The organism is Pseudolysinimonas yzui, assembly GCF_014653215.1.
Classification (GTDB): Bacteria; Actinomycetota; Actinomycetes; order Actinomycetales; family Microbacteriaceae; genus Pseudolysinimonas_A; species Pseudolysinimonas_A yzui.
On sequence record NZ_BNAI01000003.1, the window covers coordinates 268,796 to 281,483 of the forward strand.

The 12,688-nt window shown below is 69.7% G+C and carries 14 protein-coding genes; 4 read left to right on the plus strand and 10 right to left on the minus strand.

Annotated elements, in window-relative coordinates:
- Window positions 1-50: 50 nt before the first annotated feature.
- The 5 genes from IE173_RS09935 to IE173_RS09955 form a co-directional block, all read right to left on the minus strand.
- Window positions 51-539, minus strand: a complete 489-nt coding sequence (locus IE173_RS09935) for a flagellar basal body-associated FliL family protein (RefSeq protein ID WP_191283310.1) — start codon at window positions 537-539, stop codon at window positions 51-53.
- Between the two features lie 144 nt (window positions 540-683).
- On the minus strand, window positions 684-1,295 hold the full coding sequence (gene pth / locus IE173_RS09940; RefSeq protein ID WP_191283311.1) for an aminoacyl-tRNA hydrolase: 612 nt from the start codon (window positions 1,293-1,295) through the stop codon (window positions 684-686).
- Window positions 1,296-1,306: 11 nt separating this feature from the next.
- A complete protein-coding gene (locus tag IE173_RS09945; RefSeq protein ID WP_191283312.1) occupies window positions 1,307-1,972 on the minus strand; it encodes a 50S ribosomal protein L25/general stress protein Ctc in 666 nt (221 codons plus the stop codon).
- A 181-nt stretch (window positions 1,973-2,153) separates the two neighbouring features.
- Complete coding sequence (locus tag IE173_RS09950; protein WP_191283313.1) at window positions 2,154-3,002, minus strand: hypothetical protein; 849 nt, start codon at window positions 3,000-3,002, stop codon at window positions 2,154-2,156.
- A gap of 19 nt (window positions 3,003-3,021) precedes the next feature.
- Window positions 3,022-3,516, minus strand: coding sequence for a gluconokinase (locus IE173_RS09955; protein WP_191283314.1), 495 nt, complete (start codon window positions 3,514-3,516; stop codon window positions 3,022-3,024).
- Between the two features lie 23 nt (window positions 3,517-3,539).
- Here IE173_RS09955 and gndA point away from each other — a divergent pair, with 23 nt between their 5' ends.
- Window positions 3,540-4,994: an NADP-dependent phosphogluconate dehydrogenase gene (gene gndA / locus IE173_RS09960; RefSeq protein ID WP_191283315.1), complete on the plus strand. Its 1,455-nt coding sequence runs from the start codon at window positions 3,540-3,542 to the stop codon at window positions 4,992-4,994.
- 153 nt (window positions 4,995-5,147) lie between these two features.
- Here the strand turns inward: gndA and chrA are convergent, their stop codons facing one another.
- A complete protein-coding gene (gene chrA, locus IE173_RS09965; protein WP_229842028.1) occupies window positions 5,148-6,356 on the minus strand; it encodes a chromate efflux transporter in 1,209 nt (402 codons plus the stop codon).
- Between the two features lie 45 nt (window positions 6,357-6,401).
- Between chrA and IE173_RS09970 the strand changes: the two genes are divergently transcribed.
- Entirely contained in the window at window positions 6,402-6,734 is a 333-nt protein-coding gene (locus IE173_RS09970) for a hypothetical protein (RefSeq protein WP_191283411.1), read from the plus strand.
- 71 nt (window positions 6,735-6,805) lie between these two features.
- The gene (locus IE173_RS09975) at window positions 6,806-7,465 is read left to right on the plus strand and encodes a hypothetical protein (protein ID WP_191283317.1); all 660 of its coding nucleotides are present in this window, start codon (window positions 6,806-6,808) and stop codon (window positions 7,463-7,465) included.
- Window positions 7,466-7,468: 3 nt separating this feature from the next.
- On the opposite strand, the gene IE173_RS09980 is transcribed toward IE173_RS09975, so the two are convergent.
- On the minus strand, window positions 7,469-8,446 hold the full coding sequence (locus IE173_RS09980) for a ribose-phosphate diphosphokinase (RefSeq protein WP_191283318.1): 978 nt from the start codon (window positions 8,444-8,446) through the stop codon (window positions 7,469-7,471).
- A 38-nt stretch (window positions 8,447-8,484) separates the two neighbouring features.
- Complete coding sequence (gene glmU / locus IE173_RS09985; protein WP_191283319.1) at window positions 8,485-9,900, minus strand: bifunctional UDP-N-acetylglucosamine diphosphorylase/glucosamine-1-phosphate N-acetyltransferase GlmU; 1,416 nt, start codon at window positions 9,898-9,900, stop codon at window positions 8,485-8,487.
- 57 nt (window positions 9,901-9,957) lie between these two features.
- Here glmU and IE173_RS09990 point away from each other — a divergent pair, with 57 nt between their 5' ends.
- Window positions 9,958-10,758, plus strand: coding sequence for an LLM class F420-dependent oxidoreductase (locus IE173_RS09990; RefSeq protein ID WP_191283320.1), 801 nt, complete (start codon window positions 9,958-9,960; stop codon window positions 10,756-10,758).
- Here IE173_RS09990 and IE173_RS09995 read toward each other — a convergent pair.
- The gene (locus IE173_RS09995) at window positions 10,755-11,405 is read right to left on the minus strand and encodes a TetR/AcrR family transcriptional regulator (RefSeq protein WP_191283321.1); all 651 of its coding nucleotides are present in this window, start codon (window positions 11,403-11,405) and stop codon (window positions 10,755-10,757) included. The two genes, IE173_RS09990 and IE173_RS09995, sit on opposite strands and share 4 nt — an antisense overlap.
- Before the next feature lie 43 nt (window positions 11,406-11,448).
- The gene (locus IE173_RS10000; protein WP_191283322.1) at window positions 11,449-12,654 is read right to left on the minus strand and encodes an FAD-dependent oxidoreductase; all 1,206 of its coding nucleotides are present in this window, start codon (window positions 12,652-12,654) and stop codon (window positions 11,449-11,451) included.
- Window positions 12,655-12,688 lie beyond the last annotated feature (34 nt).

The following is a 12,688-nucleotide window of genomic DNA, read 5'->3' on the forward strand; positions in this document are numbered from 1 at the left end:
GCTGAGCGGTGGAGTGACGACCGTCACCCCACCGCTTCAGCGACCGACGATCAGTTGGACGTGTAGACCAGGTTGACCGTGGCGTTCTTGCAGCCGTCCTGGTTCTCGGCTGCCTCGTTCACGAACGCGATGGTGGCTCCCGACCAGGAGCCCACGCCGCTGCCCGAGGGCACGTTCGCGTTGACGGTCATCGTCGCGTTGGCGATGACGTAGTCGTCGGCTTCGCAACCCACGGCCGGCTCGCCCAGCGCGTCGACAACGCTGTCGATGCTGACGGTGACCGACGCGACGAAGACCGACCCGTCGTTCGGGTTGTTGAAGTTGCCGCTCAGCGTCTGCGGAGCCACCCCCGGCTCGAGATCCGTGAGGACGCTCGTCTGAACGACGGTGATCGGCGTGTTGGTGCCGGTGTCAGCCGACCCGGTACCCGACCCGGAGTTGGTCCAGTACGCGTAGGCGGCTCCAGCGCCACCCAGAACGATCGCGGTGACGATGCCGGCGGCGAGAAGGCGCTTCTTGTTCCCCTTGTTGGCGCTCATTGCAGACTACCTCTTCAGTTACAGGGGAAGCCTGCGGCCCAGCTCGCGCGAGCCCCCCCGAGTCGCGCGACCGTTCTATGAGCTGAAGCTAATCATCGGCGTTCAGGCTCCACCAGTGCCAGAAGTAGGGACAGACCGATCTGTCTATCCCTTGTCCCCCGTCGGCTCGGGGGCCCCACGCGGCGCGTGCCAGCGTTGCTGAGCGGCGAGGAGGCCGTCGGTGAGGATCTGCTCGGTCGCGTCGGCGGCATCCGAGATGAGACTCGGCAGCGCCTCACGCTCCGCCTTCGCGAACGGCGACAGCACGTAGTCTGCGGGATCCTGACGGCCCGGCGGGCGACCGATCCCGACCCGTACGCGCACGAAATCGGGCCCGGCGACGGCGATGATGTCGCGAACGCCGTTGTGGCCGCCCGGGCCGCCCCCGGTCTTCAGGCGCACGGTGTCGAACGGCAGGTCGAGCTCATCGTGGACGACGATGAGCTTCGAGGCGTCGAGGGAGTAGAACTTCAACAGCGCCGCGACGGGTCGACCCGACACGTTCATGAAGGTCGACGGGACGGCCAGTGCGATGCGGTCTCCGCCGGGGCGCACTCGAGCCTCCCCGACGGTCGCGCCCGCCTTGTGGACCTTGAGCGTCGTGCCGAGGCGCGAGGCCAGCTCGGCCACGACCATCTGGCCGACGTTGTGACGATGGCCGGCGTAGCCGGGCCCGGGATTCCCGAGCCCGACCACGAGCCAGCGATCGTCGGCCATGCCGGGTGGCGTTACTCGGCGGCCTCGGCGGCCGCGGCGTCGCCCTCGGCCGACTCGGCGGCTTCACCCTCCGCGGCCTCGCCTTCGGCGGCGACCTCTTCGGCCTCGCCGAGGTCGACCTGGGCCTCGCCCGTGATGCCGACGATCAGCACCTCGGGGTCGGTGACCAGCGTCGCGCCGGCAGGCAGCTTGACGTCCTTCGCCAGGATGTGGCTGCCCTCGGTGAGGCCCTCGATGCTGACCGTGATGCTCTCGGGGATGTGGGTCGCCTCGACCTCGAGCGAGATCGTGGTCGAGTCGAGGTTGACGCTCGTCTCGGGAGCCGACTCGCCTTCGAGGTGCACCGGCACGTCGACCGTGACCTTCTCGCCGGCACGCACGACGATGAGGTCGAGGTGCTCGATGACCTGGTGCACCGGGTCCTTCTGCACATCCTTGACGAGCGCGAGCTGGCTCTTGCCGCCGATCTGCAGGTCGAGCACCTGGTTCGCCTTGCGGATGATGAGCGCGGTCTCGTGACCCGGCAGAGCCACGTGCTGCGGCTCGGTTCCGTGACCGTAGATCACGGCCGGGATCTTGCCGGCGGCGCGCAGCCGGCGGGCGAAGCCCTTACCGAATTCGGTGCGCACCTCGACGGTGAGTTTGTTGTCCTGTGCAGGCTTGGTGTTGTCAGCCACGGGTGTACTCCTGGATTCCGGGGCCTTCGCCCCACTGTGTCGGATTCAACTCGAACGCACGAAAGCGCGAGGAAGACGTAAGGCCCGCCCACCGCGTCGATCACGGCCCCGCAATGCGGATGCCCTCGCCGAAGTTCAGGTGCCCATGTTACAGGCACCGGGCGGAACGGACACCCCGGGGTCAGAGGACCGCGGACTCCTCGATCACCTCGTCGCGCCCGCGCACCGCCCCGCCGATCGCGGCGGCGAGAAAAGTGGCGCCGGCGATCATCACCAGACCGTAGGCGGCGGGGAGTCGTCCCGGGAACGACGGCGGAAGCGGCAGTAGCGCCGCGAAGAGCACGAACCCGGTGATGAACACGATCGTGGCGGGCAGGATGACGCCGATCGACGACCAGCGCAGCAGCAACCCGGCGAGCCCGGCGAGCACTCCCGCGACGACGGCGATCGCGGCCGAGACGGCGTCGTACCGCAACAGCTGGAAGATCTGCTGCACGAAGGTCCCGCCGGCGACCAGCAGCAACGCCGACGCGCCGACCAACGTCACGGCGCTCAGCGACGACGACACGGCGACGGCCTTCGGGCTCGACGGCCCGGCGAGCCGACGCGAGCGGATGCCGAGGGCGGCTCCGACGAGGAAGGCGCCGACGACGAGCGCGGTGCCCGAGAAGTAGAACATCGTGGCGCCGTCGCCGAATGCCGGGTCGACCTTCGACAGCATCCGGGTGATCTGGAAGACCGGGCTGAAGATCCCGCCCGCGAACGGGTTACCGAACGGCACCACGAGGGCGAGCAGCCCGAGCAGCCCGTGGATGGCGCCGACGACGAGCGCACCGACCCAGTGGATCGCCACCGACAGCGCCGCACAGCCGACGATGCTCGCGCCGACGAAGCCGAGCGCCAGCCCGGCCGGGTCGGGCTCGAACCGCGCGGCGAGCGCGGCGTGGGCGGTCGCGCCGACCCAGCTCACGACGAGTCCGACCACCGTGGCGGAGGCCGCCACGAGAAGGCTGACGAATGGTCGCACCACGGCGTCAGCCTATCGGGGCTCAGCCGCGCGACCCGAGGCGATCGACGACCAGCTCGACGATCTCGTCGGGTTGCAGCGCGACGTCGACGGGGATCGCGTCCTCATCGGCGGACGGTTCCTCGAGGGTCGCCAGCTGGGACTCGAGCAGCGACGGCGGCATGAAGTGACCGTCGCGCTGCGCCATCCGCGCCGCCAGAAGTTCAGGCGATCCGTGCAGGTAGACGAGCACGAGATCCGGTGCTGCGGCGCGCAATCGGTCCCGATAGCTGCGCTTCAGCGCGGAACAGGTGATGACGACGGGTCGATCGAGTTCGGCGGCGATCCGGTCGAGCCAGGGGGCGCGGTCGGCGTCGGTGAGCGGGATGCCGGCCGCCATCTTGGCGACGTTGGCGGGTGGATGCAGGTCGTCGCCCTCCACGAACGGAAGGCCGAGCGTCTCGGCGAGGCCGCGACCGATCGTGGACTTGCCGGTGCCGGAGACACCCATGACGACAAGGGCGCGTCGGAAGGACATCCCGCCAACGGTAGCCTGATCCGGTGAATTCCCCGTCTGCTGCCACCGCCAACATCGGAGTCGTCGGCCTCGCCGTCATGGGCTCCAACCTCGCCCGCAACCTCGCCAGCCGCGAGGGCAACACCGTCGCGATCTTCAACCGCTCCCCCGAGAAGACCGATGCGCTGGTCGCCGAGCATCCCGAGGCGAACTTCGTCGCGACGAAGTCGTACGCCGAGTTCGCCGCCGCCCTGCAGAAGCCGCGCGCGGCGCTCATCATGGTGCAGGCCGGCAAGGGCACGGATGCCGTCATCGACGAACTGGTGAAGGTGTTCGAGCCGGGCGACATCATCGTCGACGGCGGCAACGCCCTCTTCACCGACACCATCCGCCGCGAAGCCGCCGTGCGCGCCACCGGCATCAACTTCGTGGGCGCCGGCATCTCCGGTGGTGAGGAAGGCGCGCTCAACGGCCCGTCGATCATGCCCGGCGGATCCGACGAATCCTGGGTCACCCTCGGCCCCATCCTGAAATCCATCGCCGCGATCGCCGAAGGCGAGCCCTGCGTCACCCACGTCGGCCACGACGGCGCCGGCCACTTCGTGAAGATGATCCACAACGGCATCGAGTACGCCGACATGCAGCTCATCGCCGAGGCCTACGACCTCATCCGCCGCGGCACCGGTAAGACGCCCGCTGAGATCGCCGACATCTTCGCCGAATGGAACCGCGGCGAACTCGAGTCCTACCTCATCGAGATCACGGCCGAGGTGCTGCGCCAGGTCGACGCCGAAACCGGCAAGCCCCTCGTCGACGTCATCCTCGACCAGGCCGGCTCGAAGGGCACCGGCGTCTGGACCGTGCAGACCGCGCTCGACCTCGGCATCCCGGTCTCCGGCATCGCCGAAGCCGTGTTCGCCCGCTCGCTCTCGTCGAAGCCGCTGCAGCGCGCCGCCGCCGGCAACCTGCCCGGCCCGGAGGTGCACCCCGTCGCGGATGCCGACGCCTTCATCGACGACGTGCGCCAGGCGCTCTACGCCTCGAAGATCGTCGCCTACAGCCAGGGTTTCGACGCGATCGTCGCCGGTGCCGAACAGTACGGCTGGAACATCCAGAAGGGCGAGATCGCCAAGATCTGGCGCGGCGGCTGCATCATCCGCGCGTCGTTCCTCAACCGCATCACCGAGAGCTACGCCGACGACCCGGGGCTGGTGAGCCTCATCACCGCCCCGTTCTTCCGCGGCGTCGTCACCCGCACCCACGACGCCTGGCGTCGCGTCGTCGCCGCGGCCGCGGTGTCCGGCATCCCGGCTCCCGCGTTCTCGTCGTCGCTGTCCTACTACGACGGTCTGCGCGCCGAGCGGCTGCCCGCCGCCCTCGTGCAGGGGCAGCGCGACTTCTTCGGCGCCCACACCTACCAGCGCGTCGACAAGGAGGGGACGTTCCACACCCTCTGGTCGGGCGACCGCTCCGAGGTTTCGGCGACCGACTCGCACTGACGTCTCTCGGGGGGTCGCCACCGGATGGCTCGTGCGAGTCAAGAGCGGGGACCCCTACCCCGCGCGCTGGAGCACAGAGCGAAGGCCATTTCTGGCCTTCGCCGCGACGCCAGCGCCGGCGGCTGTCCCGGTCGACGGTCAGCGAGGTGCAGCTCAGAGGAATTCGAGGAGGATGCCGGCGGCGGCTCCGAGGAGGACGACCGACCAGGGCGGGGACTTTGCGACGGTGAGGAGCACGAAGCAGGCGACCGCGAGGGCGAAGGTGGCGGGGTCGACGATCGCGCTCGTGAAGACCGGGTCGTAGAGGGCGGCGGCCAGGATGCCCACGACCGCGGCGCTCGCGCCCCTGATGAAGCCTTGAGCCCGGGGGCGGGTGCGCAGGGCGCTCCAGAACGGCAACACGCCGATCAAGATGAGAAAGCCCGGCAGGAAGATCCCGGCGAGAGCGAGTGCGGCCCCCGCGATTCCGCCCGGTCCGGGTTCGGCGAGCGCGCCGAGGTAGCCGGCGAAGGTGAACAGCGGCCCCGGCACGGCCTGCGCCGCGGAGTAGCCGGCCAGGAACTCGTCGGATCCGACCCAGCCCGGCCCGACGACCTCGGCTTCGAGTAGCGGCAGCACGACGTGCCCCCCGCCGAAGACGAGAGCGCCCGAGCGCACGAAGGAGTCGAACAGCGTGAGTGCGGGTGAGCGCACCAGGGCCGCGAGCACCGGCAGCCCGGCCAGCAGCACCGCGAAGCCGGCGAGCGCGGTGACGCCGACCCAGCGCGGGATCGGGAAGCGCAGCTCCGCACCCGACGCATCGGCCGGCGCCCGGCACAGCAGAACTCCTGCGACCGCGCCGACGAGGATCGCCGCCACCTGGCCGACCGGGCCGGCGAACGCGACGACGATCACCAGCGCGGCAACGGCGATGGCCGCGCGGCGCCGATCGGGGGTCAGGGTGCGCGCCATCCCGACCACCGCCTGGGCGACGATCGCGACGGCCACGACCTTGAGCCCGGCGAGCGCTCCCTCGGCGACCGGGCCCTCGAACCAGGCGACCCCGAACGCGAACAGCACGAGCAGAACGGCCGACGGCAGCGTGAACGCCGTGAAGGCGGCGAGCGCCCCGAGCGGCCCGGCGCGGAGCAGGCCGAGGACGAACCCGACCTGGCTCGACGACGGACCCGGCAGGAACTGGCTCACCGCGACGAGTTCGCCGTAGCCCCGTTCGTCGATCCAGCGTCGCCGCTCGACGAACTCGGTGCGGAAGTAGCCCAGATGGGCGATCGGCCCACCGAACGACGTGAGCCCGAGCTTCAGGAACGCGGCGAAGACCTCGGCGACCCCGCCCGGCTGAGGGGAATCACGGGAGGGGCTCACCGCCGCATCGTACCGACGGCCGACAACGGGTGGTTGAGTAGAGCGATGTCGCACGACGAAGATCCCCCGGAACTGCGCGGCTACGTTCCGAACGACGACCGGCCGTTGCGGCATCCGGCCACCCTGCGCATCATGCGCGTCGTCATCGTGCTGGGGGTCATCGGACTCGTCGTGCCGAGCCTGTACGCGACGATCGCGCTGCAGGCCCGCACCGCGGCGGCGCTCTGCGACCGCGCGACGGCGGCCGGCACCATCGACGCCGAACCGGTCACCCGCTTCGAACTGCTCGGCCCGGCCGGTCCCTCCTGGTACTGCTACGCGCGCGACTTCGGCGGTCGCGAGCTGCTGATCGGGTCGCTCGGCCTCATCCCCGGGTGACACCGCGCGTTTCGCGACTCTCGGGCTCTGCCCAGGCTCTGGTCAGACCCATCTGTTAGCCTCCCCGGCGGATGACTTCTGCCACGAAACTGCCTTCTCGCGTGACCAACCTTCGTGCCCTCGGTGCGACGGCGGGTTCGTTCATCCTTCTCGGCGGCATCGCCATGTATCCCCTGGCCGCCCCGCCTTCGCTCGCCGAGCAGCGGGCCGAGTACGCCGCTCAATACGCCCAGGACTTCGCCGTGCCGGCTGCTCATGCCGCCAGCGCCGCGGCGACCACGCCGGCGATCGCCCGCGACGCCTTCGGCTCGACGCCCGGCCCCGAGACCTTCATCGCCGGCGGCACCAACCACGACTGGGCCAAGCTCGTGCTGCTCTACGCCGGCTGGCCGATCACCGACAGCAACGTCACCGTGATCACGCGGTGGATGCGGCAGGAGAACGGCCCCGACGACTGGTACCGCCGCAATAACCCCCTGAACATCGGCATGGGCGGCTTCGCCTCGTATTCGAGTCTCGACGAGTCGGCACGGGTCGTCGCGAAGGCCCTCACCACGAGCGGCGGCTACCGCGAGATCGCGGCCGGTTTCGCGGCATCCGCCGACACCGCGACCATCGAATACGCGATCTGGGCCTCACCGTGGGCCGGCGGCCACTACGCGTGGGGCGGCCACTGGCACTACACGCCGGTGGAAGTCGTCACGGCTCCGGCGAGCGCCTGGGGGCGCTGACCGCTACGCGGCGCCGTCGAACATCGAGGTGACCGACCCGTCGTCGAACACCTCGTGGATGGCGCGGGCGAGCAGCGGGGCGATCGGCAGCACCGTCAGCCGATCCCAGCGCTTCTCGTCGGGAATCGGCAGGGTGTCGGTGACGACCACCGAGTCGATGAACTCGCTCTGCAGGATCTCGACGGCGGGGTCGGAGAAGATGGCGTGCGTCGCCGCGACGACGACGCCGAGCGCACCCTGCTTCTTGAGGGCCTCAGCAGCTTTGACGATCGTGCGTCCGGTGTCGATCATGTCGTCGACGAGCAGGCACACCCGGCCCTCCACCTCGCCGACGATCTCGTGCACGCTCACCTGGTTGGCCACCCGTGGGTCGCGGCGCTTGTGGATGATCGCGAGCGGGGCGCCGAGCTTGTCGCTCCAGATGTCGGCCACTCGCACCCGGCCCATGTCGGGGCTCACGACGGTCAGCGTCACGGGGTCGAGTTTCGACCGGAAGTGCTCGAGCAGCACGGGCATCGCGAAGAGGTGATCGACGGGGCCGTCGAAGAAGCCCTGGATCTGCGCGGCGTGCAGGTCGACGCTCATGATGCGGTCGGCGCCGGCTGCCTTGAACAGGTCGGCGACCAGGCGGGCCGAGATCGGCTCCCGGCCGCGGCCCTTCTTGTCTTGGCGAGCGTACGGATAGAACGGCGCGACGACCGTGATGCGCTTCGCGCTCGCGCGCTTGGCCGCGTCGATCATGATGAGCTGCTCCATGAACCACTCGTTGATCGGCGACGTGTGCGACTGGATGACGAAGACGTCCGCACCGCGGATGCTGTCGCCGTAGCGGGCGTAGATCTCGCCGTTCGCGAAGGTGCGGGCTTCGGTCGGGACGAGCTCGGAATCGAGTTCCTCGGCGATGTCTTCGGCGAGCTGCGGGTGGGCCCGACCGCTCACGATGACCAGTCTCTTCTCACCGGTGATCTTGATGGCCGACACGCCTGGCTCCTGCCCCTTTGGATCTCCAGCTTAGAGGGTCAGTCCTGGGCGTCGGCGGCGGTCTGGGCCGCCGCCTGGTGGCGTGCCGTCCAGCCCTCGACGAACTTCAACTGCGCCACGCTCACCGCGAGCGCGCCGGGCGGCACGTCGCGCCGCACGACGGTGCCGGCTCCGACGGTGGCGTCGTCGCCGATCGTCACCGGGGCGACGAACGAGTTGTGCGTGCCGGTGTGCACGTGCGAGCCGATCGTCGTGGGGTGCTTGTTCACGCCGTCGTAGTTGGCGGTGATCGCGCCGGCGCCGATGTTGGTGCCTTCGCCGATCGTCGCGTCGCCGATGTAGGACAGATGCGGCACCTTCGACCCGGCGCCGATCTTCGCGTTCTTGGTCTCGACGTAGGTGCCGATCTTGCCGCCCTCGCCGAGCTCGGTTCCCGGCCGGAGGTAGGCGAACGGCCCGACCGTGGCGTTCTTGCCGATCACCGCGAGGGTCGCGTCGGTGCGTTTCACGACCGCATCCTCGCCGACCTCGCAGTCGAGCAGCGTCGTGTCGGGCCCGATGCGCGCGCCGCGGGCGATCGTCGTCGCCCCGGAGATGTGCGTGTTCGGCAGGAGTTCGACATCCTCGGCCAGGGTCGCGCGCAGATCGATCCAGGTACTGCCCGGGTCATGCACCGTCACGCCGGCGAGCTGCCAGCCGCGGACGATCATGGCGTTGAGCCGGGCGGCGGCGCGGGCGAGCTGCACCCGGTCGTTGATGCCCTCGACCACCCAGGCGTCGCGGGCGGGCACGGCCTCGACGGCCTCGCCGGCCTCGTGCAGGAGGCCGACGACATCGGTGAGGTAGCGCTCGCCCTGGGCGTTGTGGGTCGCGAGTTGCGGCAGCTGCGCGCGCAGTGACGCAGCCGTGAACACGTAGGTTCCCGAGTTGACCTCCGCGATCGCCCGCTCCTCGTCGCTCGCGTCACCATGCTCGACGATGCGGAGGAGGGCGCCGTCGGCATCCCGCACGATGCGACCGTAACCGGTCGCGTCATCGACGATCGCCGACAGCAGTGTCGCGGCGGCGGTCGCGCGACGGTGGGCCTCGAGCAGCCCGGCGATCGTGTCGGCGTCGAGCAGCGGAACGTCGCCGGAGATGACGACGACGTCGCCGTCGAAGTCGTCGGGCAGCGCCGCGAGGGCGACCTCGACGGCCCGTCCGGTGCCGGGGATGTCGTCTTGGTCGACGACGTGGGCTTCGGGAAGGAACTCGGCGACCGCGGCGGCGACGAGGTCGCGCTCGTGACGCACCACCGTGACGACATGCGCGGCCGACAACTCCCGCGCGGTGGCGAGCACGTGCCCGAGCAGCGGCACGCCGGCCAGGTCGTGCAGCACCTTGGGCCTGGATGACTTCATCCGCGTGCCCTGTCCGGCGGCAAGGACGACGATGGCGAGCCGTGAATCGGTCATGGCCCCATTCTCTCCCGCAGCCAGCGCGCCACGGCGCGAAACTGCCAGGCTGAGTCAATGCCTTCGACTCGCCCCGTGCGCCTCGCCGTCCAGATCGCCCCCCAACACGCGCCCTACGAGAAGATCCGCGACACCGCGGCCGAGCTCGAAGAGCTGGGCGTCGACATCCTCTTCAACTGGGATCACTTCTTTCCCCTGAGCGGCGAACGCGACGGCCTCCACTTCGAGTCCTGGACGATGCTGGCCGCCCTCGCCGAGCAGACCTCGCGGGTCGAGCTCGGCGCCCTCGTCAACTGCAACAGCTATCGCAACCCTCACCTGCAAGCCGACATGGCCCGCACGATCGACCACATCTCCGCACACGGCACCGGCACGGGCCGGTTCATCTTCGGCACCGGGTCGGGCTGGTTCGAGCGCGACTACGACGAGTACGGGTACGAGTTCGGCACCGTGGGGAGCCGGCTGGATGCCCTCGCCCGCGACCTGCCCGTCATCGAGGAGCGCTGGGGCAAGCTCAACCCGGCGCCGACGCGGGAGATCCCGATCCTGATCGGAGGCGGCGGCGAGAGGAAGACCCTCCGCATCGTCGCCCAGCACGCCGACATCTGGCACAGCTTCAGCGACGCCCCCACCCTGGAACGCAAGCTGGGGATTCTCGCGACGCACGGTGACGCTGTGGGGCGCGACGTCTCCGAGATCGAGATCTCGGTCGAAGTCAGCCGCAAGACGCACGCCGAAGCCGAGGAGTTGCACACCCTCGGGGGGACCCTCTTCACGGTCGGCATCTCCGGACCGCACTACGACCTCGCGAAGGTCGGCGACTGGCTCGCCTGGCGGGACGCTCTCAACGCCCCCTAGCCACCGAGCGCCACCGGCCATTCCTCACCGTCGACGGCGGAACCCGCGACCGCGACGGTGGCGACAACGAGCGCGGTCAAACGGTCGACGAACTGTGCTGATGACTCAGGCTGTCCGGTGAAGAACTCAACACCGTAGATGATCCGCACGACGCACTCGGCGAAGACCGTGCGGCCGACCGCCTCCACGGCGGCGCGTCGACCGGGGATGCGCTCCATCAGTCCGCGGATGGCGGCTCGCGACTCCAAGCCGCCTCGACGCCGCAGCTCTTCGTCCACCGAGGCGCGGATGATGACGGCACGAAGAAGACCTTCATGCGCCTGGAACACGTTGAGCATCGCCTCCACCGCGTGGCGCGCGGCGGTCTCGAGGCCATCCTCGGGCCGCACGGTGCTGACCACGCGGGCCTGCGTCGCCGCGACGCGCTCCATCCCATACTCGTAGACCGCGTAGAAGAGGCCCACTTTGCCGTCGACTCTGGCGTAGAGCGACGGGGCGGAGATGCCGCAGCGACGACACACCTCCGAGACCGTCAGCGCGTCCCAGCCACCCGACACGAGCAGGTCGAGACCGGTATCGAGAACGCGCTGCCAGCTCTCGCGGGTGCGATCCTGCCGGGGAGGACGCACGGACGGTGAGGTCGGCATCCTGCGATCATCTCGCATCCGACCCCGCCGCCCGGCTTCCGGTTCACGCGTTCGCGAGAGTCTCAGCCCCCATCTCCTGCAACTGGTCGACGATCTCTTGCGGGCTGCGGTCACCGACCTGCTTCTGCAGCATGTCGGTGCGATCGAGCATGAAGTCGCGCAGCGGGCGGAGGGGCCGCGGGATGTGATGGAACGCCTTACCGAGGATGTAGGCCTGTTGCACCTGCGATGTCGTGTGGGGGATGCGACGTCGGTCGTACTCGAGAAGCGCCTCCTCGACGGCCGGCGTCGATGCGAGGTCGACGTGCTTCAGCAGCTTGGCGAGGGTGTAGCCGTCGCCGATCGCCATCCCCGCTCCGTATGCGGCGTACGGCGAGGTGGCATGAGCCGCATCTCCGGCCAGGGTGACGCGCCCGCGAGACCAGCGCGTGAGCGGCTTTCGGTCGCGAATGGCCCAGCGCTGAGTGTTCTCGTGCTTCGTCGCGGCTATGAGATCGGTCAGCGCCGCTCCGAAGTCCCGGGCGAGTTCGCTCGCGTGGGCGTGCAGATCTGTGGGTGCCGGCTTCTCGGGGTCCCAGGCCTCGAGCACCCACCACTGGTAGCCGTCCCGTCCGTGGTCGCGGATCGCCGAATAGCTGCCCTGCACCCGCCGGGTGTGGGCGATGACGGCTTCGTTGCGCTCGGCGCTCTCCGGCATCTCGGTGGTGTAGCCGCCGATGACCTGAAGTCGGTGCTCGCGCTTGGGTGAGGCGCCCCAGAGGTGGGTCCGCACGACGGAGTCGATCCCGTCGGCTCCGATCAGGACGGGGGTCTGCACCGTCGACCCGTCGGCGAACGTGAGTTGGACCCCGTCGCCGTGATCGCGGATGCCGGTCACCGTGCGGTTGACCTGGATGATGCCGTCGGGCATCGCGCCGAGCATCCGTTCGTACAGCACCGGGCGCAGCATGCCGATGAACCCTCCCTGATAGCGCGCGATGACGTCGTCGGGCAGGTGGGTTTCGGCCCGCACATGCCCGGTGTAGGCGTTGCGGAACGTCGTGTGGCACGGCGCCCCGAGGTCGACGGTGTCGACGCCCATCTCTTCGAGCGCGCGGATCGGCGGCGGCCAGAGGTTCAGGATGATGCCCGCCGGGCGGGCTTCGGGGTAGCGCTCATAGATGCGCACCTCGTGTCCCACGGTGTGGAGCGCCAGCGCGGTAGCCATGCCGGCGGGGCCGCAGCCCAGGACGGCGATCGGGTCGGTCATCGTGATTCCTCTTCCTTGAGGTCGGGCGCCGGCT

Coding starts and splice junctions, on each gene's coding strand:
- IE173_RS09935 (WP_191283310.1), bottom strand. CDS start 539: ATGAGCGCCAACAAGGGGAACAAGAAGCGCCTTCTCGCCGCCGGCATC.
- pth (WP_191283311.1), bottom strand. CDS start 1,295: ATGGCCGACGATCGCTGGCTCGTGGTCGGGCTCGGGAATCCCGGGCCC.
- IE173_RS09955 (WP_191283314.1), bottom strand. CDS start 3,516: ATGTCCTTCCGACGCGCCCTTGTCGTCATGGGTGTCTCCGGCACCGGC.
- IE173_RS09970 (WP_191283411.1), top strand. CDS start 6,402: ATGTCGCACGACGAAGATCCCCCGGAACTGCGCGGCTACGTTCCGAAC.
- IE173_RS09975 (WP_191283317.1), top strand. CDS start 6,806: ATGACTTCTGCCACGAAACTGCCTTCTCGCGTGACCAACCTTCGTGCC.
- glmU (WP_191283319.1), bottom strand. CDS start 9,900: ATGACCGATTCACGGCTCGCCATCGTCGTCCTTGCCGCCGGACAGGGC.
- IE173_RS09990 (WP_191283320.1), top strand. CDS start 9,958: ATGCCTTCGACTCGCCCCGTGCGCCTCGCCGTCCAGATCGCCCCCCAA.
- IE173_RS09995 (WP_191283321.1), bottom strand. CDS start 11,405: ATGCCGACCTCACCGTCCGTGCGTCCTCCCCGGCAGGATCGCACCCGC.
- IE173_RS10000 (WP_191283322.1), bottom strand. CDS start 12,654: ATGACCGACCCGATCGCCGTCCTGGGCTGCGGCCCCGCCGGCATGGCT.